This window comes from Streptomyces sp. SP17BM10 (assembly GCF_036322405.1).
Lineage (GTDB): Bacteria > Actinomycetota > Actinomycetes > Streptomycetales > Streptomycetaceae > Kitasatospora.
The window spans coordinates 1-20,370 of the sequence record NZ_JAQYXB010000577.1 but is presented as its reverse complement, the minus strand read 5'-3'; the positions used below and the strand labels follow the sequence as shown (position 1 = coordinate 20,370).

11 protein-coding genes and 1 pseudogene are annotated in these 20,370 nt (G+C 74.1%); 10 read left to right on the top strand and 2 right to left on the bottom strand.

Annotated features, from left to right (window positions below):
• Nucleotides 1–180: 180 nt before the first annotated feature.
• From PUR71_RS17190 to PUR71_RS17160, 7 genes are all read left to right on the top strand, one after another.
• On the top strand, nt 181–3,207 hold the full coding sequence (locus tag PUR71_RS17190) for a putative bifunctional diguanylate cyclase/phosphodiesterase (protein ID WP_443077468.1): 3,027 nt from the start codon (nt 181–183) through the stop codon (nt 3,205–3,207).
• Between the two features lie 332 nt (nt 3,208–3,539).
• Nucleotides 3,540–5,396 carry an acetolactate synthase large subunit gene (locus PUR71_RS17185; protein WP_329927880.1) on the top strand — a complete coding sequence of 619 codons (1,857 nt, stop codon included), beginning with the start codon at nt 3,540–3,542 and terminating at the stop codon, nt 5,394–5,396.
• A 31-nt stretch (nt 5,397–5,427) separates the two neighbouring features.
• Nucleotides 5,428–5,952: an acetolactate synthase small subunit gene (gene ilvN / locus PUR71_RS17180; protein ID WP_329927879.1), complete on the top strand. Its 525-nt coding sequence runs from the start codon at nt 5,428–5,430 to the stop codon at nt 5,950–5,952.
• A gap of 102 nt (nt 5,953–6,054) precedes the next feature.
• Nucleotides 6,055–7,053: a ketol-acid reductoisomerase gene (gene ilvC / locus PUR71_RS17175; RefSeq protein ID WP_329927878.1), complete on the top strand. Its 999-nt coding sequence runs from the start codon at nt 6,055–6,057 to the stop codon at nt 7,051–7,053.
• A 245-nt stretch (nt 7,054–7,298) separates the two neighbouring features.
• Nucleotides 7,299–8,879, top strand: coding sequence for a phosphoglycerate dehydrogenase (serA, locus tag PUR71_RS17170; protein ID WP_329928140.1), 1,581 nt, complete (start codon nt 7,299–7,301; stop codon nt 8,877–8,879).
• 368 nt (nt 8,880–9,247) lie between these two features.
• Nucleotides 9,248–9,409 (top strand): hypothetical protein, encoded by a 162-nt coding sequence (locus PUR71_RS17165; protein ID WP_329927877.1) that lies wholly within the window; start codon nt 9,248–9,250, stop codon nt 9,407–9,409.
• Nucleotides 9,410–9,635: 226 nt separating this feature from the next.
• The gene (locus tag PUR71_RS17160) at nt 9,636–12,983 is read left to right on the top strand and encodes a S8 family serine peptidase (protein WP_329927876.1); all 3,348 of its coding nucleotides are present in this window, start codon (nt 9,636–9,638) and stop codon (nt 12,981–12,983) included.
• A 61-nt stretch (nt 12,984–13,044) separates the two neighbouring features.
• Here the strand turns inward: PUR71_RS17160 and PUR71_RS17155 are convergent, their stop codons facing one another.
• Nucleotides 13,045–15,534 carry a YfhO family protein gene (locus PUR71_RS17155; protein ID WP_329927875.1) on the bottom strand — a complete coding sequence of 830 codons (2,490 nt, stop codon included), beginning with the start codon at nt 15,532–15,534 and terminating at the stop codon, nt 13,045–13,047.
• A gap of 307 nt (nt 15,535–15,841) precedes the next feature.
• On the opposite strand from PUR71_RS17155, the gene PUR71_RS17150 reads away from it, so the two are divergent.
• From PUR71_RS17150 to cimA, 3 genes are all read left to right on the top strand, one after another.
• Entirely contained in the window at nt 15,842–16,879 is a 1,038-nt protein-coding gene (locus PUR71_RS17150) for a 3-isopropylmalate dehydrogenase (protein ID WP_329927874.1), read from the top strand.
• Nucleotides 16,880–17,068: 189 nt separating this feature from the next.
• On the top strand, nt 17,069–18,181 hold the full coding sequence (locus PUR71_RS17145) for a branched-chain amino acid aminotransferase (protein WP_329927873.1): 1,113 nt from the start codon (nt 17,069–17,071) through the stop codon (nt 18,179–18,181).
• Between the two features lie 383 nt (nt 18,182–18,564).
• On the top strand, nt 18,565–20,169 hold the full coding sequence (gene cimA / locus PUR71_RS17140; RefSeq protein WP_329927872.1) for a citramalate synthase: 1,605 nt from the start codon (nt 18,565–18,567) through the stop codon (nt 20,167–20,169).
• Nucleotides 20,170–20,229: 60 nt separating this feature from the next.
• On the opposite strand, the pseudogene PUR71_RS17135 reads toward cimA, so the two are convergent.
• Nucleotides 20,230–20,370 (bottom strand): annotated as a pseudogene (locus tag PUR71_RS17135) (ATP-binding protein); the annotation flags it as partial.

Genomic DNA, 20,370 nt, shown 5'->3' with positions numbered 1-20,370 from the left:
TGACGGATTTGGTGTAGGGTCCCGATCGGGAACATCGGTGCGGTGCGGCGGTCGGAAGGCCGCCCACCCCCTGGGCCGCCGTCCTGACGGGGCACCAGGTCACCGCGTACGGCGAAGCGGCGCGCGGCCGGTGGCCCGTGACCGGGGCGCCGGGTCCCGGGTCGGAGGGGGAGAGGTCAAGTGAGCTCCACCGATACGGTGCTGCCCGCGGCCGAACGGCCGGGCGCACCGGCCGCCGACGCGCCCACCACGAGACGCGGCCCGCTGCGCCGCCTGCGGGAGGGCCGCGCCCTGCCCGGCCTCGCCCTCGGCGCCCTGTGCCTCAGCTACGCCTGCGGCGCCGCGACCGGCTGGGGGTCCCACCAACTCGCCGTCTTCATGGGTGATTTCGGGCTCGCCGCAGCGGCCCTGGCGGCCGCGCTGTCCTGCCTGGTCTACGGCTGCACGGTCGGCGGTCACGCCCGCCCGGCCTGGCTGCTGTTCGGCCTCTCCTCGCTCACGGTGGCCTTCGGCAACGGCACCTGGGGCTGGTACGAGCTCGTCGAGCGCACCGACCTGCCGCCGCACTCGCTCGCCGCGTACGCCTTCCTGCTGTTCGCCCCGCTCTCCATCACCGGCATCCTGGTGCTCGCCCAGCGCCCGCGCTCCGCGGCCGGCTGGCTGTGCCTCCTGCTGGACGGCTGGCTGATCGCGGGCTCGCTGTTCACCCTCAGCTGGAGCCTGGCGCTCGGCCGGATCGCCGCCGGCGAGGGCGGCTCGGTGCTGGACCTGGCCCTCAAGCTGGCCTACCCGGTGCTGGACATCCTGCTGGTCAGCCTGGTGGTCGGGCTGCGCTTCGGCGGCCGGGACGGCAACCGGGCCGCCGTGCACACCGCGATGATGGCGCTGGCCGTCACCGTCATCTGCGACGCCCTGTTCACCTCACCGGCGCTGCGCAGCAGTTACCACTCCGGCGAACTCCTCGACGCCGGCTGGTTCTCCGGCAGCCTGCTGCTGGCCTGGGCGCCGTGGTCGCCGCGCTGGCGCCGCCCGTTGCGCGAGCACCCGTCGGCCGGCGGCCTGCCGCGCCGCCGGGTGGCCACCACGTTCAGCGCGCTCACCCCGTACGCCGCCGCCGCGGTGTGCACCGCCGGGATCCTGTACAACGCGCTCGGCGGGCGCCAGCTCGACCGGGTGGTGGCCGCGGCCGCCTGCACCGTCGGCCTGGCGCTCATCCTGCGCCAGGGCGTGATGCTGCTCGACAACCTCTCGTTGGCCCAGGAACTCGCCCACAAGGAGGCGCACTTCCGCTCCCTGGTGCAGGGCTCCAGCGACGTCATCATGATCGCCGGGGCCAACGGCGTCCTCTCGTACGTCTCCCCGGCCGCGCTCGGGGTCTACGGGCGCGACCCGGAGGAGCTGGTCGGCGGCAACCTGCTGGACCTCGTCCACCCCGAGGACCTCGACCGGGTGCTCGGCGAGGTGCGCCGCTACCTCGCCCGGGTCCGCCTCACCGCGCACCGCTCACCGGGCACCGCCGAGCCCTCCGCCCGGGTCGAGTGCCGGATCCGCTCCGGCGGCGGCGAGTGGCTGCACGTCGAGTCCACCGTCAGCCGGCACCGCGACGGGCTGATCCTCAACAGCCGGGACGTCACCGAACGCGTCATGCTCCAGGCCCAGTTGCAGCACAACGCCTTCCACGACCCGCTCACCGACCTGCCCAACCGGGCGCTGTTCACCCAGCGGCTGCGGGCCGCCCTCGGCACCCGCGACCGGCAGGGCGGCCGGGGCGAGCCGGGCGCCGGGATCGCCGTGCTCTTCCTCGACCTGGACGGCTTCAAGGCGGTCAACGACAGCGCCGGCCACCAGGTCGGCGACGAGCTCCTGGTGCAGGCCGCCCGCCGCCTGCAGGGCGCCGTCCGCTGCGGGGACACCGTCGCCCGCTTCGGCGGCGACGAGTTCGCCGCGCTGGTGTGCGGCCCGCTCGGCCGCCTCCAGGTCCAGGAGCTCGCCGAGCGGCTGCGGGTCGCGCTGTCGGAGCCGTACTGGATCGGCGGCGCCGAGCTCGCCGTCGCCGCGAGCATCGGCATCGCCTTCGGCACCCCCGAGCGCGGCCCGGCCGCCGACCCGCGCACCGGAGCCGACGAGCTGATGCGCAACGCCGACCTGGCGATGTACCGGGCCAAGTCCGAAGGCAAGGGCCGGGTGGTGCTCTACAGCCCCGCCATGCGGGCCGACCTGGAGCGCCGCACCGAACTCGACGAACGGCTGCGGGTCGCCGTCCGCGAGGGCGGCTTCACGCTGCTCCACCAGCCCGTGGTGGACCTCGCCAGCGGCGCCGTGACCGGCGTCGAGGCGCACGCCCGCTGGCGCTCGGCGAGGGGCCTGCTGCTCACCCCCGCCGAGTTCCTGCGCTCGGCCGAGCACGGCGACGCGGCCACCCGTTTCGCCCGCTGGCTGATCCACGAGGCGGTGGCGGCCGCTGCTGACCGGCGCGGCCTGCCCTCCCGCAACCGCACCGGCCCCGCGCCGGTGCCCGTCGCGGTCCGCCTCTCCGCCGAGCGCCTGTGCTCGCCCGGCCTCTACGAGACGGTCGCGGCCGCGCTGCGCGAGCACCGGCTGCCGCCCGGCGAGCTGGTGATCGAGGTGGCCCGGATGGGCCCGGACGCCCTCGCCGACGAACTCGGCCGCCGCCTCGCCGCGTTGCGCCGGCTCGGGGTCGCCACCGTCCTGGCCGGTTACGGCGCCGGCAGCGGCTCGCTGGGCGCCCTCGCCCGACTGCCGCTGGACGGACTCAAGCTGGACCGCACCCTCGTGCAGGACCTCGGCGAGTCCGCGCTCAGCCGCACCCTGGCCGGGCACGCGTTGCGCCTCGGCCGCGACCTCGGGCTGCTCACCGGCGCCGAGGGGGTGGACCTGCCGCGGCAGATCGCCGCCCTGCAGGAGCTCGGCTGCCGCCAGGGCCAGGGTTCGGCCTTCGCCCCGCCGCTCGACGAGGCCCGGCTGCGCCGCGCCCTGGTGCGCCGCGGCTACCCGCTGCCGAGGCCGCTCGGCTCGCTCTCCGCCCGCCGGGCGTACCTGGCCGCGGACACCCGGACGAGTGGCTGCGGGGAGCCTCCCGGAGAGCGTGTCGCACCTCACCACGGGGCCTGCGACCTGCCCGAACACCGGGCGGTGGCAGGTCCGGGGGGTGGTCCGCATGGCGAGACGGCCGTCCCACCTGCTTGACACGCGCCCCCGGACGGGAGGAAGGTCGTTGCCATGCGCACCCGAATTCTCGTACTTGGCGGGCGCGTCGGCTGAGCGGGCACGCACGCCCCGCTTGTGACAGACCGACGCGCCACCCCTCGCATGCCCTTGGCACGAGGGGTTTTTTGTTGCACCGACGCTGTTCCATCCACGCAAGACCCCTGGCCGCAACTGCTCCGCGAACCCCACGGAAACGGGGAAAAGCGGGACGATTGAGGCAGAGCCGGCGATCGGCCCGAACCGGGACCCCACCCTCGATCCACCCGGGGCCCGCACCACCGGGCCGGCAAAACCCGAGAAGAGACAGGCAGATGACCGAGCACGCCGCATCCCCCCGCCGCGGGGACAACCCGGCCGCCCACGCTCCCGCTCCCCAGCACGTCGTCGAGACCATGACCGGCGCCCAGTCGCTCATCCGCTCGCTCGAAGCCGTGGGCGCGGACACCGTGTTCGGCATCCCGGGCGGGGCCATCCTGCCCGCCTACGACCCGCTGATGGACTCGGTCAAGGTGCGCCACATCCTGGTCCGCCACGAGCAGGGCGCCGGTCACGCCGCCACCGGCTACGCCCAGGCCACCGGCAAGGTCGGGGTCTGCATGGCCACCTCGGGTCCGGGCGCGACCAACCTGGTCACCCCGATCGCCGACGCCTACATGGACTCCGTCCCGGTCGTCGCGATCACCGGCCAGGTCGCCTCCAAGGCGATCGGCACCGACGCCTTCCAGGAGGCGGACATCTGCGGCATCACGATGCCGATCACCAAGCACAACTACCTGGTCACCGACCCCGCCGAGATCCCCCGGGTGATCGCCGAGGCGTTCCACATCGCCGCCACCGGCCGCCCCGGCCCGGTCCTGGTCGACATCGCCAAGGACGCGCTCCAGGCCACCACGACCTTCCGCTGGCCGGTCGAGACCTCGCTGCCCGGCTACCGCCCGGTCACCAAGCCGCACGCCAAGCAGATCCGCGAGGCCGCGAAGATGCTGGTGAGCGCCAAGCGCCCGGTGCTGTACGTCGGCGGCGGCGTGATCAAGGCGCAGGCCACCGCCGAGCTGCGGATCCTGGCCGAGCTGACCGGCGCCCCGGTCGTCACCACCCTGATGGCGCTCGGCGCCTTCCCCGACAGCCACCCGCAGCACCTGGGCATGCCCGGCATGCACGGCACCGTCCCGGCCGTCACCGCGCTGCAGAAGGCCGACCTGCTGTTCACCCTCGGCGCGCGCTTCGACGACCGCGTCACCGGCAAGCTGGACGGCTTCGCCCCGTACGCCAAGGTCGTCCACGCGGACATCGACCCGGCCGAGATCGGCAAGAACCGCCCGGCCGACGTGCCGATCGTCGGCGACGCCCGCGAGGTGCTGGCCGACCTGATCGTCGCCGTCCAGGCCGAGTTCGACGCCGGTCACAAGGGCGACTACACCGAGTGGTGGCACAAGCTCGACGGGTGGAAGAAGACCTACCCGCTGGGCTACGAGCCGGCCCCGGCCGGAGAGCTCTCGCCGCAGCAGGTCATCGAGCGGATCGGCCAGATCGTCGGCTCGGACGCCATCTACGCCGCGGGCGTCGGCCAGCACCAGATGTGGAGCTCGCAGTTCATCCGCTTCGAGAAGCCGGCCACCTGGCTGAACTCGGGCGGCGCGGGCACCATGGGCTACGCGGTCCCGGCCGCGATGGGCGCCAAGGCGGGCCGCCCGGAGGCCGTGGTCTGGGCGATCGACGGCGACGGCTGCTTCCAGATGACCAACCAGGAGCTGGTCACCTGCGCCCTGAACGGCATCCCGATCAAGGTCGCGGTCATCAACAACGGTTCGCTGGGCATGGTCCGCCAGTGGCAGACGCTCTTCTACAACCAGCGCTACTCCAACACCGTGCTGCACGCCGGCCCCGGCCACGACGGCGTCGAGCCGCCGGAGCAGGGCGGCACCCGGATCCCCGACTTCGTCAAGCTGTCCGAGGCGATGGGCTGCGTCGGCCTGCGCTGCGAGCGCCCCGAGGACCTGGACGCGGTCATCGAGCAGGCGATGGCGATCGACGACCGCCCGGTCGTCATCGACTTCATCGTCCACCAGGACGCCATGGTCTGGCCGATGGTCGCGGCCGGTACCAGCAACGACGAGATCCAGTTCGCCAAGGGCGTCCGCCCCGACTTCGGCGACGACCTCGACTGAAGCTCCCTACCCAGAACGACTGAGGAACGACATGTCCAAGCACACCCTCTCCGTCCTGGTCGAGAACAAGCCCGGCGTGCTCGCCCGCATCGCCTCGCTGTTCTCCCGTCGGGGCTTCAACATCGACTCCCTCGCCGTCGGCCCGACCGAGCACCCGGACGTGTCCCGGATGACGATCGTGGTCAACGTCGAGGACCTCCCGCTGGAACAGGTCACCAAGCAGCTCAACAAGCTCGTGAACGTGATAAAGATCGTCGAACTCGACCAGTCCGCTGCGATCCAGCGGGAACTGGTCCTGGTGAAGGTCCGCGCCGACAACGAGACCCGGTCGCAGATCGTCGAGATCGTCCAGCTGTTCCGTGCCAAGACCGTCGACGTGTCGCCCGACGCGGTGACCATCGAGGCCACCGGCAGTTCGGACAAGCTGGAGGCCATGCTCCGGATGCTGGAGCCGTACGGCATCAAGGAACTGGTCCAGTCCGGCCTGGTCGCCATCGGGCGCGGTGCCCGTTCGATCACCGATCGATCGCTGCGCGCCCTGGACCGCAGCGCGTAGCCGGCGTTTCTCACACGCTGAACGAAGACCCCACACCCCGCCGGGTGTACCTACGGTAGGAACCGCGTACCCGGCACCCATCACGCAAGGAGATGTGCCCCCGTGGCCGAGCTGTTCTACGAAGACGACGCCGACCTGTCCATCATCCAGGGCCGCAAGGTCGCGGTCATCGGCTACGGGAGCCAGGGCCACGCCCACGCGCTGTCCCTGCGCGACTCCGGCGCCGACGTCCGCGTCGGCCTCAAGCCCGAGTCCAAGTCCCGTGCCAAGGCCGAGGAGGCCGGCCTGCGCGTGGTCACCCCCGCCGAGGCCGCGGCCGAGGCCGACGTCATCATGATCCTGGTGCCGGACCCGATCCAGGCCGACGTCTACGAGGCGGACATCGCCCCGAACCTGAAGTCCGGCGACGCCCTGTTCTTCGGCCACGGCCTGAACATCCGCTTCGGCTTCATCAAGCCCCCGGCGGACGTCGACGTCTGCATGGTCGCCCCGAAGGGCCCGGGCCACCTGGTGCGCCGCCAGTATGAGGAGGGCCGCGGCGTCCCCGCGATCGTCGCGGTCGAGCAGGACGCGTCCGGCAACGCCTTCGCGCTGGCGCTGTCCTACGCCAAGGGCCTCGGCGCCACCAAGGCCGGCGTCATCAAGACCACCTTCACCGAGGAGACCGAGACCGACCTGTTCGGTGAGCAGGCCGTCCTGTGCGGTGGTACCGCCGCCCTGGTGAAGGCCGGGTTCGAGACCCTGGTCGAGGCCGGCTACCAGCCGGAGATCGCCTACTTCGAGTGCCTGCACGAGCTGAAGCTCATCGTCGACCTGATGTACGAGGGCGGCCTGGAGAAGATGCGCTGGTCGGTCTCCGAGACCGCCGAGTGGGGCGACTACGTCACCGGCCCGCGCATCATCACCGACGCGACCAAGGCCGAGATGAAGAAGGTCCTCGCCGAGATCCAGGACGGCACCTTCGCCAACACCTGGATCGCCGAGTACAAGGCCGGTCTGCCCAAGTACAACGAGTACAAGAAGGCCGACGAGGACCACCTGCTGGAGACCACCGGCAAGAAGCTGCGCTCGCTGATGAGCTGGGTCAACGAGAAGGCCTGACCCGGCCCGGGGCCCGCCCCTCTCGCAACTGCCTTGTACAAGTAGGCTGCTCCCGTCCGGGTGATTTCGCCGGACGGGAGCAGCCTCGTACTCCGCCCGTCGATACACTTCCGAGTGCGCGTCAGGCCCACAGCGTCGTGCGTCTACCTACGCGGCATGCCACCTTCCCCCGCCCTCCACGCCACCGCCGTGCCCGGGGGAACCGGACAGTCTAAGGACACACTGTCGTGAGCACTGCTAACACTGTGAAAACCGGCGTCGTTCTCATCGCCGAGGAGCTGTCGCCCGCCACCGTCGACGCCCTCGGCCCCGACTTCGAGATCCGCCACTGCAACGGTGCCGACCGCACCGAACTGCTCACCGCGATCGCCGACGTCGACGCGATCCTGATCCGCTCGGCGACCAAGGTCGACGCCGAGGCGCTGGCCGCCGCGCGCAAGCTGAAGGTCGTCGCCCGGGCCGGCGTCGGCCTGGACAACGTGGACGTCTCCGCCGCCACCAAGGCCGGCGTGATGGTCGTCAACGCGCCGACCTCCAACATCGTCACCGCCGCCGAGCTCGCCTGCGGCCTGCTGATCTCCGTCGCCCGCAACATCGCGCCGGCCAACGCCGCGCTCAAGCAGGGCGAGTGGAAGCGCAACAAGTACACCGGCGTCGAGCTCAGCGAGAAGGTCCTCGGCGTCGTCGGCCTCGGCCGGATCGGCGTCCTGGTCGCGCAGCGGATGTCCGCGTTCGGCATGAAGATCGTCGCGTACGACCCCTACATCCAGGCCGCCCGCGCCGCGCAGATGGGCGTCAAGCTGGTCTCGCTCGAAGAGCTGCTGGAGGTCTCGGACTTCATCACCGTCCACCTCCCGAAGACCCCCGAGACGATCGGCCTGATCGGCGACGAGGCGCTGCACAAGGTCAAGCCGACCGTGCGCATCGTCAACGCCGCCCGCGGCGGCATCGTCGACGAGGAGGCGCTCGCGAGCGCCCTGCGCGACGGCCGGGTGGCCGGCGCCGGCCTCGACGTGTACGCCAAGGAGCCGTGCACCGACTCACCGCTGTTCGCCTTCGACAACGTGGTCGCCACCCCGCACCTCGGCGCCTCCACCGACGAGGCGCAGGAGAAGGCCGGCATCGCGGTCGCCAGGTCGGTGCGCCTCGCGCTGGCCGGCGAGCTGGTGCCGGACGCCGTCAACGTCCAGGGCGGCGTGATCGCCGAGGACGTGCGCCCCGGCCTGCCGCTCGCCGAGAAGCTCGGCCGGATCTTCACCGCGCTGGCGGGCGAGGTCGCCGTGCGGCTCGACGTCGAGGTCCGCGGCGAGATCACCCAGCACGACGTCAAGGTGCTCGAACTGTCCGCACTCAAGGGCGTGTTCGAGGACGTCGTGGCGGAGACGGTGTCCTACGTCAACGCCCCGCTGTTCGCCCAGGAGCGCGGTGTCGAGGTGCGCCTGACCACCTCCAGCGAGAGCCCCGAGCACCGCAACGTCATCACCGTGCGCGGCACGCTGGCCGACGGCGAGGAGATCGCCATCTCCGGCACGCTGGCCGGCCCGAAGCAGACCCAGAAGATCGTCGGCGTGGACGCCTTCGACGTGGACGTCGCGCTCACCGACCACATGGCCTTCTTCAAGTACGAGGACCGCCCGGGCGTCGTCGGCGTCCTCGGCAAGCACCTCGGCGACGCCGGCATCAACATCGCCGGCATGCAGGTCGCGCGGGACGGCGGCGGCGCGCTCGCCTCCCTCACCGTGGACAGCGAGATCCCGCAGGACGTGCTGTCGGCGATCGCCGCCGAGATCGGCGCCCGCTTCGCGCGGTCGGTCGACCTGGGCTGACCCTCCCGAGGCTCCGTACCGGGCCCGGACCGCCGTCGAGACGGTGGTCCGGGCCCGGTTGCGTGCGTCCGGGTGACCCCCGTCTCAGATACTAGGAAATCCAAGTATTCGTGCAGACACGGCCGGGCCGGGGTCGTACCGTGGAAGGGCCATACGGTGTGCCGCCCCTGTAGCCAGGGCGCGCGGCCCGTGTGTGCGTGCGCCTTCACGGGCAGGCGACCCCTGCCTCTGCGCGCCCTCCCGTCGCCCACCGCCACCCTTCTCGGGACGCTCCCCCAGCCTCCGGCCGGGGGACCCCCATCGCGCGACACCCCTGGTTCTCCTCCCCCCTCCCGCGCCTCCACGTGCGCCCTTCCAAGGAGTCCGGTATGCCTTCCACCGTCGACCGCCACGTCTCCCCGGCCCCCGCCGCCACCCCCGTCCGCGCCCCGCGCCGCCGCCGGGCCGCCGAGCGGAACCCCTCCGCCGCCGCCGCGTTGCAGCGCTCGCTGGACCGCCGCGACAACGGCGGCGTGACCGGCCACCACTGACCGGCGGGGCCGCCCTGGCGTTCATCCGCCAACTGGGCCGGACGGCCTGACGGATGGTCACCCGGGAGGGTGCACCTTGCCTCCGTCCGGGGGACGGTGCTCGCACGGCCCGGCGCGATCATCCTAATTTGGGGCCCCCGGAAGGGTGATCGACGCCCGCGCGGGCGGGCGTCAGCGACCTCCTCGGTGTGCGGATCCGTCCCCCTTGCCGGGGGAGAGGGCCCACGTGCGTCTGCCAACCGTCCGCCGTTCGCTCGCCCGGATCGGCGTCACCCTGACCCTGCTGGTCGGCCCGGTCGCGCTCGCCGCCGCCCCGGCCGACGGCAGTCCGCCGACGGACCCGTCCGGGGCCGACCGCGCGACGTCCGTCCTGCTCGAACTCGGCACCGAGGCGGCCGGCCCCGCGTGGCGGCGCGCCGCCGACGACTCCCGGCGCGCCCGGCGCTCCCCGGAGGAGGTCCGCCGGGTGGCCGCGCGGGCCGGGGCCGACCAGCGGGCCAGGGCCGGCGACGCGCTGGACCGGGCCGCCACGGCCGTCCACCGGGCCGTCCCCGGCGCCCGCGAGCTGTACCGCACCCGCACCCTGCTCACGGGCCTCGCCGTCACCGCGCCCGCCGACCGGCTGGCCGCGCTGCGGGCGCTGCCCGGCGTCCGGGCCGTCCACCCGATCGTCCGCAAGCACCGCGACAACGCGTACTCCGTCCCGCTGACCGGCGCACCGCAGGTGTGGGAGGACGCCGGCGGCGGCACCGGGGGAGACGGCAACACCGGCAAGGGCGTGCGGATCGGCGTCATCGACAGCGGCATCGACTACACCCACGCGGACTTCGGCGGCCCCGGCACCGAGGCCGCCTACCGGTCGGTCGAGCGCGGCAAGCCCGCCCCGGCCGCGCTGTTCCCCAACGCCAAGGTGATCGGCGGCAAGGACCTGGTCGGCGACGACTACGACCCGGACCCCGCCTCCCCGCACCACCAGCCGGAGCCGCACCCCAGCGACAACCCCATCGACTGCGACCGCAACGGCCACGGCACCCACGTCGCCGGCACCGCGGCCGGCCTCGGCGTCACCGCCGACGGCCGCACCTACACCGGGCCTTACCGGGCCGGCCTCGACCCGGCCGGTTTCAAGGTCGGCCCGGGGGCGGCCCCCGGCGCGCAGCTGTACGCGATCCGGGTGTTCGGCTGCGAGGGCTCCACCGACCGCCTCGCCCAGGCCCTCGACCTCGCCGCCGACCCCAACGGCGACGGCGACCTCGGCGACCGCCTCGACGTCGTCAACCTCTCGCTCGGCAGCCGCTTCGGCAGCCCCGACGACGCCGACGCGGTGGCCGTCGACCACCTCGCCGCGCTCGGCACCGTCGTGGTCGCCGCCGCGGGCAACGAGGGGGACGTCTACGGCATCAGCGGCAGCCCCGGCACCGCCGCCCGGTCCATCGCCGTGGCCGCGTCCGTGCACGGACACGCCGACACCGACGGCATCACCGTGCTCGCCCCGGCCGACCTCGCCGGCGCCGTCCCCGCCCACTGGAGCGAGCGCTACCAGGGCTGGTCCACCGCCGATGTGCACGGCCAACTCGCCCTGCCCGCCGACCAGTCGGACGGCTGCGCGGAGTTCAGCGCGGCCGACCGGCAGCGGCTCGCGGGCAAGGTCGCGGTGCTGGCCTGGGCCACCCGCGAGTCCGAGCGGGCCTGCAACTCCGGCCCGCGCGCCGACCACGCCGCCGACGCGGGCGCCATCGGCGCCCTCTACGCCGCCGACACCGACCACCTGCCCGAGATCGCCGGCAACGCCCGCATCCCCGTCGCCCTGGTGGCCCGCGCCGACGGCGAGCGGCTCCGGCAGGCCACCGCGGCCGGCGGGGCCGAGGTCCGGCTGGCCGCCCCCGGCAACCCGCTGCACGGCTCGGTCTCCCAGCTCCAGCCCGAACGGGCCGACACCCTCACCGACTTCACCTCCCGCGGCATCGGCCTGCCCGGTGTCGTCAAGCCCGACCTCGCCGCCCCCGGGGAGAGCATCTGGTCCGCGCTCGCCGGCAGCGGCAGCGGCGGCCAGCGCGAGGACGGCACCTCGATGGCCACGCCGCACGTGGCCGGGCTCGCCGCCCTCGTCCGCGCCGCCCACCCGGACTGGCCGGTCGAGGAGGTCAAGGCGGCGCTGATGAACACCTCCGTCGACACCCGCCGCGACGCGGACCGCGGCAGCCCGGTCTACGGCCCCGAGCGCACCGGCGCCGGACGGGCCGCGGTCGACCGGGCCGTGCGCACCCCGGCCGTCGCCTACGCCGCCGGCGAGGGCGCGGTCGAGGGCGCCGTCGGCGTCTCCTTCGGACCGGTCGAGGTGGGCGGTCCGACGGCGCTGCGCCGTGCGATCGAGGTGCGCAACCACTCCGCGGCGCCCCTGAGTTACCGCACCGGGTACGCGGCGGCCACCGAACTGCCCGGCGCCCGCTACGAGGTGGCGCCGGAGCAGGTCGACGTCCCGGCCGGCGGCACCGCGCACGTCGAGGTGACGCTCAGCGTCCCCGGGGAGCTGGGGCGCGCGCCGGACCCGACCCTCGACGCCGTCCAGGGCGGCAAGGCGCGCTCCTACCGGGGCGAGCTCTCCGGCCGCGTCCTGCTCACCCCCGTCACCGACCCGGCCCTGCCCGAGCTGAGGGTCCCGGTGTTCGCGGCTCCGCGGCCCGCCACCGGCCTCACCGCCTCCGCGCCGGTGCGCACCGCCCGCGACGGCACCCTGCTGCTGCTCGGCGGCAGCAGCGCCCCCGGCGACCGGCCCGGACTCGTCAGCGCCTTCGCCCTCGGCGGGGAGGCCGCCCGGTGGGCCGACTGCCCGCCCGGCGGCGGCGCCGAACTGCGGCCGGGCTCGGGCATCGCGCCCGACAAGTCGGGCGGGGACGCGCCGGCCCCGGAGGACGTGTGCGTCGAACACCCCGGCGACCGCGCGGCGAACCTGCGGGCCGTCGGCGCCGCCGCGGACTCCGGGATGCTCTACTTCGGCGCCCGGCTCTGGGCCCCCGCCACCACGCCCGTCGGCCTCTACGGGGTCCGGGTCTCGCTGGACACCGACGGGGACGGCGTCGCCGACGTGATCGTGAAGGCCGACCGGCAGCGCGGCAGCGACGTGCTGGTCGCCCGCGCGCTCGACGCCCGCACCGGCGCCGAGCTGGACGTCCAGCCGCTCAACGCCCGCTGGGGCGACGTCGACACCGCGCTGCTGGACAGCGAGGTGCTGGTCCTGCCGGTGCGGACCGCCGCGCTCCCGGGGGTCACGGAGGGCCACAGCGTCGTGCGGTACGGCGTGTGGACCGGCCCGGCCGTCCAGGGCCGGCCCGACCCGGCCGACGCCTTCGCGTCGATCGGTCTGCGGGGCGTGCGGCCGACCGTCGCGCTCGACGCGCTCCACCCGGCCGTCACCGTCCGGGCCGGCGTCGCGGGCCCGGCCGCCATCGCGGCCCCGGAGCGGCCCGGCACCATCCTCGACGTCCACCGCGCGGCGGGCGACAGGTCCTCGGTGCTGCTGCTGCACCACTTCAACCCGGGTGCCCAGCGGGCGGAGGTGGTCGCGCTTCCCTGACCCCCGGGACGGAACCAGGGGCGGCCCGCGCGGCACCCGCGGGCCGCCCCTGCGCGTGCCGTCAGCCCGCCTGCGCCGTACGGGCCGTCCGGCGGCGGACGCGGCGCGGGATGTGCGGCGGGCGGCGGCGGGAGACACGGGTGAAGACGGCGACCAGGGCGAGGACCGCCGTGGTGGCGGACGTGACGACCAGGCCCTCGGTGAGGCCGGGCGGCCGGAACGCGCACGTGACGCGGTCCGCCCCCGCGCCCAGCGGGACGCCGATCATCCCCAGGACCGGCGTGGGCGCCACGGGCCGGCCGCCGCCGGCCGCGCAGGTCCAGCCCTCGGTGGCCGGGACGGACACCAGCGCCGTGCCCGTCGAGCCGGCCGGGAGGGCGGCGGTGAGCGTGTGGCCGCCGGCCCTCACCCGGGTGGCGCCGGTCACCGTCAGCCGCGCCACGGCCGCCTCCAGGGCGCCCGGCCGCAGGCAGCCGATCGGGCGGGCCGGGACCTGGCTCACCCCGTCGGACCGCAGCGCCACCCGGACCAGCCCGTCGGCCGGCACCGGGCCCAGCCGGTGCACCGGGACGGCGGTGGTCGGCTGGTCGCCGTCGCTGCGGTAGGTGGTGCCGAGGCCGCTGACCGTGCCCCGGTACCAGACGCCGTGGAAGAACGCCGTGCCGCCGGGCGTGCACGCCGCGGTGAACTCCGTCGCCACGCTGCCGCCCGGCAGCGACCAGCCGCTGCTGCCGTGCGGCGTCGGCGCCGGGCCGCCCACCGGGACGGGCACCGGGGCGTCGTACACCGGGCCGCCGAGCAGCGACTCCTGCCGCGACCACACCGAGGCGGTGTCCACCCGGTGGCCCGTCGGCAGCACCGTGACCAGCGGCGGCGCGGTGGCCAGGACGGGGGCGAAGCCGTCCGGCGGGGGACCGTCGTCCAGGTGGGCGCGGACGGCGAACAGCGCCTGCCCGACCGGGTCGGTGACGCTGCCGGTGCTCCGCCCGCCCGCCGTCCAGCCCGCGCCGAGGTCGTGCATGAGCAGGGCGGCGACGCTCGGCAGCGAGCCGCTGGAGTACCCGCCGCCCTCGCCGTCGAGGAGCAGCGGGTCGTTGGGGGTGAAGGCGTGCGGGCCCGGGTCGCTGCGCCCGGCGGGCCAGTGCGCCCCCACGCGGACCGCCGCGTGGGCGGCCCGCACCGCCGCGCCGGAGGCCGTCGCCTCCGGGCCGGGGGCCAGCGCCGCGTACCCGGACCAGACGGCGTTGCCGAGCACCGCGCCGCCCAGCACCCAGGTGAGGGCGGCGCCGGCGCGCCGGTCGGCGTGCCACCGCTCCAGCGCCCACAACGCGGCGAGCAGCACCGCCCCGCCGACCGCCAGCAGCACCCAGGTGGACGTCCGCACCGAGTGCCGGCTCGCGGCCAGCCCGGCGATCAGCCCGACCACGGCGGCCCCGCCGAGCAGGGCGGCCGGGTCGGGCCGGTGCGCCAGCGACACCCAGGCGGCGAACACCAGCAGCCCGCTCAGCGCGAACGCCGCCCGGTACGGCCCGCCCGCCGGGATCGCCAGGCCGTGCCAGACCAGCACCGTCGGCGTCCAGACGAAGCTCAGCACCACCAGCGCCAGCGCGCCGCACCACACCGCCCGCTCACGCACCCGCACCCGCCGGTTGAACGGCAGCCCGCACACCAGCAGCAGCCCGAACAGGCCGATGGCGACGTCCGGCAGCGGGGCGCCGCCGTGCGTGCCGGGGAGCAGCCTCGCGAGGTGCCCCCCGAAGCCGCCGGGGCCGAGCGGCTCCACCGGGGACTCCGGCTGGGCGGTCCGGGCGGCCCGGACGGCGACGAACAGCACGGGGGAGGCGAGGAGGATCCCGGTGACGGCCGTCGTGACGGCCCGGCCGGTCACCCGGACGCGGTGGCGCAGCGGCCGCGGTGTCGCCAGCAGCCGCACGACGAGGACGATTCCGGCGGCGATCGTGGCCATCGCGGCGGTGTACAGGTTGCCCGCCCAGGCGAGCGCGACGCACAGCGAGCCGAGCACCCAGCGGCGCTCGTGCAGGCACCAGTCGCCGGCCAGGCACAGCAGCGGCAGCGACACCAGGCCCCACAGCCAGTAGGGCGCCGGTCCGCCGACGCCCAGCACCCAGGCGCAGAGCCCGTACCCGACGGCGGTGAGCGCGCGCAGTCGGCGCGGGCCCGCATGGAGGCGGCCGAGGACGTGCGTCATCAGGGCGGTGCCCAGGCCGATGCTCGCGAGGGTGACGAGGAAGACCGCGAGGTGGCCCCGGTCGCGGGGGAGGAGCGCGGTGGGCCAGGAGAGCGGGTTCATCAGGTAGGCGAAGAAGTCGGCGAGGAACGGCACCCCGTACCCGCTGTTCCAGTTGAACAGGAGGTCCCCGGCGGCCCGCCCGTGGACGAGGTCCCACAGGTGGGCGTGGAACGGCACCGCGAGGTCGTCGGCCCCGGGCGGCCACGCCCCGCGCAGCCCCGCCGCGAGGGCGTACCCGCCCGCGGCCAGCCCGGCCGCCCCGGCACAGACCCCGGCCTCCCGCCGCCACCCAGACCGCACGCCGCGCCCCGTTCCACGCCGAATCCCCGGACCCTCGCCACGATAGGTGCGCCCCCGGCGCGTCCCCGCGCACTCACGCCCCCTCGAACGAGTGGCGTCCCAGGAGGCTTTGCCGCGATGACGAGGGCCGCCCGGTCGTCCACACGTTCGATCTGGACCCCGCTGCCAAGTCCTGCGGCCTGACCGGGATCCATCACAAGCAGTTGAAGGTCGACCGCCCGTTCCCGATCGAGATCGACCTGACCTGACGCGTCCGAATAGTGGACGCAAGGTGTCAGTCCCTGGGACACCGGAGTAGGGTCCGAGCATGTCTCGCACGATTCGTCTCGCAGTTGTTCCCGGTGACGGCATCGGCCAGGAAGTCGTGGCCGAAGGACTCAAGGTCCTCCGGGCCGCGCTTCCCGCCGAGGTGAAGCTGGAGACCACCGAGTACGACCTCGGGGCCCGGCGCTACCACCGGACCGGGGAGACGCTGCCGGACGGCGTGCTGGCCGAGCTGAAGGGCCACGACGCGATCCTGCTCGGCGCCATCGGGGACCCGAGCGTGCCGTCGGGCGTGCTGGAGCGGGGGCTGCTGCTGAAGCTGCGGTTCGCCTTCGACCACCACATCAACCTGCGGCCGGGCCGGCTGTTCCCGGGCGTCGCGTCGCCGCTGGCGGGGCAGCCCGAGATCGACTTCGTGGTCGTCCGCGAGGGCACCGAGGGCCCGTACGTCGGCAACGGCGGCTCGCTGCGCACCGGCACCGAGCACGAGGTGGCCACCGAGGTCAGCCTGAACACCGCCTTCGGCATCGAGCGCGTGGTGCGCGACGCCTACCGGCGGGCGCAGGCGCGCCCGCGCAAGAGGCTCACCCTGGTCCACAAGAACAACGTGCTGGTGCACGCCGGTCACCTGTGGACGCGGATCTTCGCCGAGGTCGGCAGGGAGTTCCCCGAGGTCACCACCGACTACCTGCACGTCGACGCGGCGACCATCTTCTTCGTCACCCAGCCGGAGCGCTTCGACGTCATCGTCACCGACAACCTGTTCGGCGACATCCTGACCGACCTGGCCGCCGCCGTGACCGGGGGGATCGGTCTGGCCGCCAGCGGCAACATCAACCCGGGCGGGGAGTTCCCCTCGATGTTCGAGCCGGTGCACGGCTCCGCGCCGGACATCGCGGGCCAGGGCAAGGCCGACCCGACCGCCACCGTACTGTCGGTCGCCATGCTGCTGGACCACCTGGGCCTGACCGCCGAGGCCGCCCGGGTCGAGGCCGCGGTCGCCGCGGACCTGGCCGAGCGCTCCGGCGTCCGCAGCACCTCCCAGGTCGGCGACGCGCTCGCCGCCCGAGTATCCGGCTGAGGGGGCCGGACCACATAACCGCAGCTTGCAGCTTCCCAAGCGGCAGGCGACTGTTCGGCACGGCCCTCTGGATGCGAGTATCGACAGTGGGCCGTGCCGTTGTGCGTGCGTTCGGGCGTTCATCCGTCCGCCGTGTCGCGCAGCCGGCGGGGCGGCCCGAACCAACCCCACGGTGAAGGACACACAGCCATGAGCACGCCCACCCAGGCGCCCATCACGTTCGACCTCAAGCCCTCCGCCAACCCGCTGTCCGAGGCGGAGCGCGAGGCCCGGCTGACCAACCCCGGCTTCGGTCGCGTCTTCACCGACCACATGGTCACCGTCCGCTGGACCGAGGGCCGGGGCTGGCACGACGCCCAGCTGGCGCCGTACGCGCCGCTGGAGATCGACCCGGCGAACATGACCCTGCACTACGGCCAGGCGATCTTCGAGGGCCTGAAGGCCTACCGCCAGGCCGACGGCTCCATCTCCACCTTCCGCCCGGAGGCCAACGCCGCCCGCTTCCAGGCCTCCGCCCGCCGCCTGGCCATGCCGGAGCTGCCGGTGGAGACCTTCGTCGAGGCCGTCGAGCTGCTGGTCCAGCAGGAGCAGGCCTGGGTGCCGAACGAGCCCGAGCAGAGCCTGTACCTGCGGCCGTTCATGTTCGCCACCGAGGTCGGCCTGGGCGTCCGCCCGGCGAACTCCTACCTGTTCATGATCATCGCCTCGCCGGCCGGCGCCTACTTCCCGGGCGGCGTCAAGCCGGTCTCGGTGTGGCTGTCCAAGGAGTACGTCCGGGCCGCGCCCGGCGGCACCGGCGCCGCCAAGTGCGCCGGTAACTACGCCGCGTCGCTGGTCGCCCAGGCCCAGGCCGCCGAGAAGGGCTGCGACCAGGTCGTCTGGCTCGACGCCGCCGAGCACCGGTGGGTCGAGGAGATGGGCGGCATGAACCTCTACTTCGTCTTCGGCGAGGGCAAGGACGCGAAGATCGTGACGCCGGAGCTGTCCGGCGCCCTGCTGCCCGGCATCACCCGCGACTCGCTGCTGACCCTGGCCGGCGACCTCGGCTACGCCGTCGAGGAGCGGAAGATCTCCACCGACGAGTGGCAGCGGGCCAACGCCGACGGCACCCTGACCGAGGTCTTCGCGTGCGGCACCGCCGCCGTCATCACCCCGGTCGGCTCGGTCAAGTCGGCCGCCGCCGACTGGACCGTGGGCACCGGCGAGCCCGGCCCGGTCACCATGGAGCTGCGCAGGGCCCTGCTCGCCATCCAGGGCGGCCAGAGCCCGGACACCCACGGCTGGCTGCACAAGATCGTCTGATTTCCGCGGCCGTCCCACCGCCTCCGGCCTGCGCCGTTTCGCATCGCGAGACGTGCGGGCCGGATCGCGGAGGGTGTGCCAGACTGCCAGCGTGTCCTCGCTTTCGCTGATTATTAGCAGCAGGCGCGCCGGTCCGCAGTGACCGCTCCCGCTCGACCCGATGCGGAGCGACCACCAGCGTCCAGACCCGCGCGCAGACCTCTCGCACCCGCGAGGGGTCTTTTGCTTTTGGGGCAACGCCCATCGAGCACCACCCGGACCGGCCGAGAGCCCCCACGAAGGGCTCGGGGACACCGGGGCCGCGCGCGGGATGCTGGACAGTGGAGCCGGAACGACGAACCGGCAGAGCAGTACGAACCTCCCCGAACGGAGAACCAGGGGTCATGACCGAGGTCAGCCGCACCGACGACAGCTTCCACGTGTTCGACACCACCCTGCGCGACGGCGCGCAGCGGGAGGGCATCAACCTCACGGTGGCGGACAAGCTGGCCATTGCCCGGCACCTGGACGACTTCGGCGTGGGGTTCATCGAGGGCGGCTGGCCCGGGGCCAACCCCCGCGACACCGAGTTCTTCGCCCGCGCCGCCGCCGAGCTCGAGCTGGAGAACGCCCGGCTGGTCGCCTTCGGCGCCACCCGCCGCGCGGGCGGCCGGGCCGCCGACGACCCGCAGCTCGCGGCGCTCGTCACCTCCGGCGCCCCCGTCGTCACCCTGGTCGCGAAGGCGCACGACCGGCACGTCGAGCTGGCCCTGCGCACCACCCTGGACGAGAACCTGGAGATGATCCGGGACAGCGTCGAGTACCTGCGGGCCGCGGAGCGCCGGGTGTTCATCGACTGCGAGCACTTCTTCGACGGCTACCGGGCCAACCGCGACTACGCGCTCGACGTCGTCCGCACCGCGCACCGCGCCGGGGCCGACGTGGTCGTGCTGTGCGACACCAACGGCGGGATGCTGCCGGCCGGCGTGCGCGACATCGTCGCCGACGTGATCGCCTCGACCGGCGCCCGGGTCGGCATCCACGCCCAGGACGACACCGGCTGCGCGGTCGCCAACACCCTGGCCGCGGTGGACGCCGGCGCGACCCACGTGCAGTGCACCGCGAACGGCTACGGCGAGCGGGTCGGCAACGCCAACCTGTTCCCGGTGGTCGGCGCGCTGGAGATCAAGTACGACCGCCGGGTGCTGCCCGCGGGCCGGCTCGCCGAGATGACCCGGATCTCGCACGCCATCGCCGAGCTGGTGAACCTGGCGCCCTCCACCCACCAGCCGTACGTCGGGTACTCCGCCTTCGCGCACAAGGCCGGGCTGCACGCCTCCGCGATCAAGGTGGACCCGGACCTGTACCAGCACATCGACCCCGAGCTGGTCGGCAACACCATGCGGATGCTGGTCTCCGACATGGCCGGCCGGGCCTCGGTCGAACTGAAGGGCAAGGAGCTCGGCTACGACCTCTCCACCGACCGCGACCTGGCCGGCCGGGTGGTGGCGCGGGTCAAGGAGCAGGAGAACCTCGGCTACACGTACGAGTCCGCCGACGCCTCGTTCGAGCTGCTGCTGCGCGACGAGGTGCGCGGCAGCCGGGAGCGCTTCTACACGCTGGAGTCCTGGCGGACCATCAGCGAGCAGGGCCCGAACGGCTTCACGGGCAACGAGGCCACGGTCAAGCTGTGGGCCAAGGGCGTGCGCCGGATCGCCACCGGCGAGGGCAACGGCCCGGTCGACGCGCTGGACAAGGCCCTGCGCACGGCGTTGGAGGGCATCTATCCCCAGCTGGCCAAGCTGGAGCTGGTCGACTACAAGGTCCGCATCCTGGAGGGCCAGCACGGCACCGGCTCCAAGACCCGGGTGCTGATCGAGTCCACCGACGGCACGTCGACGTGGTCCACCGTCGGCGTGGCCGACAACGTCGTCGCCGCGTCCTGGCTGGCGCTGGAGGACGCGTACACCTACGGCCTGATCCGGTCGGGCGTCGAGCCCACCGGCTGACGGTCCGTCAACCCGTCAGCGGCCCGCGGAGGTCCGATCCGCGGGCCACTGACGCGTGCATCACCGCAGCCGGGCGAGGAGGGCGTGTTCGACGAGGGTGATGAGGGCGCTCTTGGCGCTGTCGCGGCGGCGGGCGTCGAGGGTGATGACGGGGGTGTCGGCGCCGAGTTGGAGTGCTTCGCGGACTTCGTCGGGGGTGTG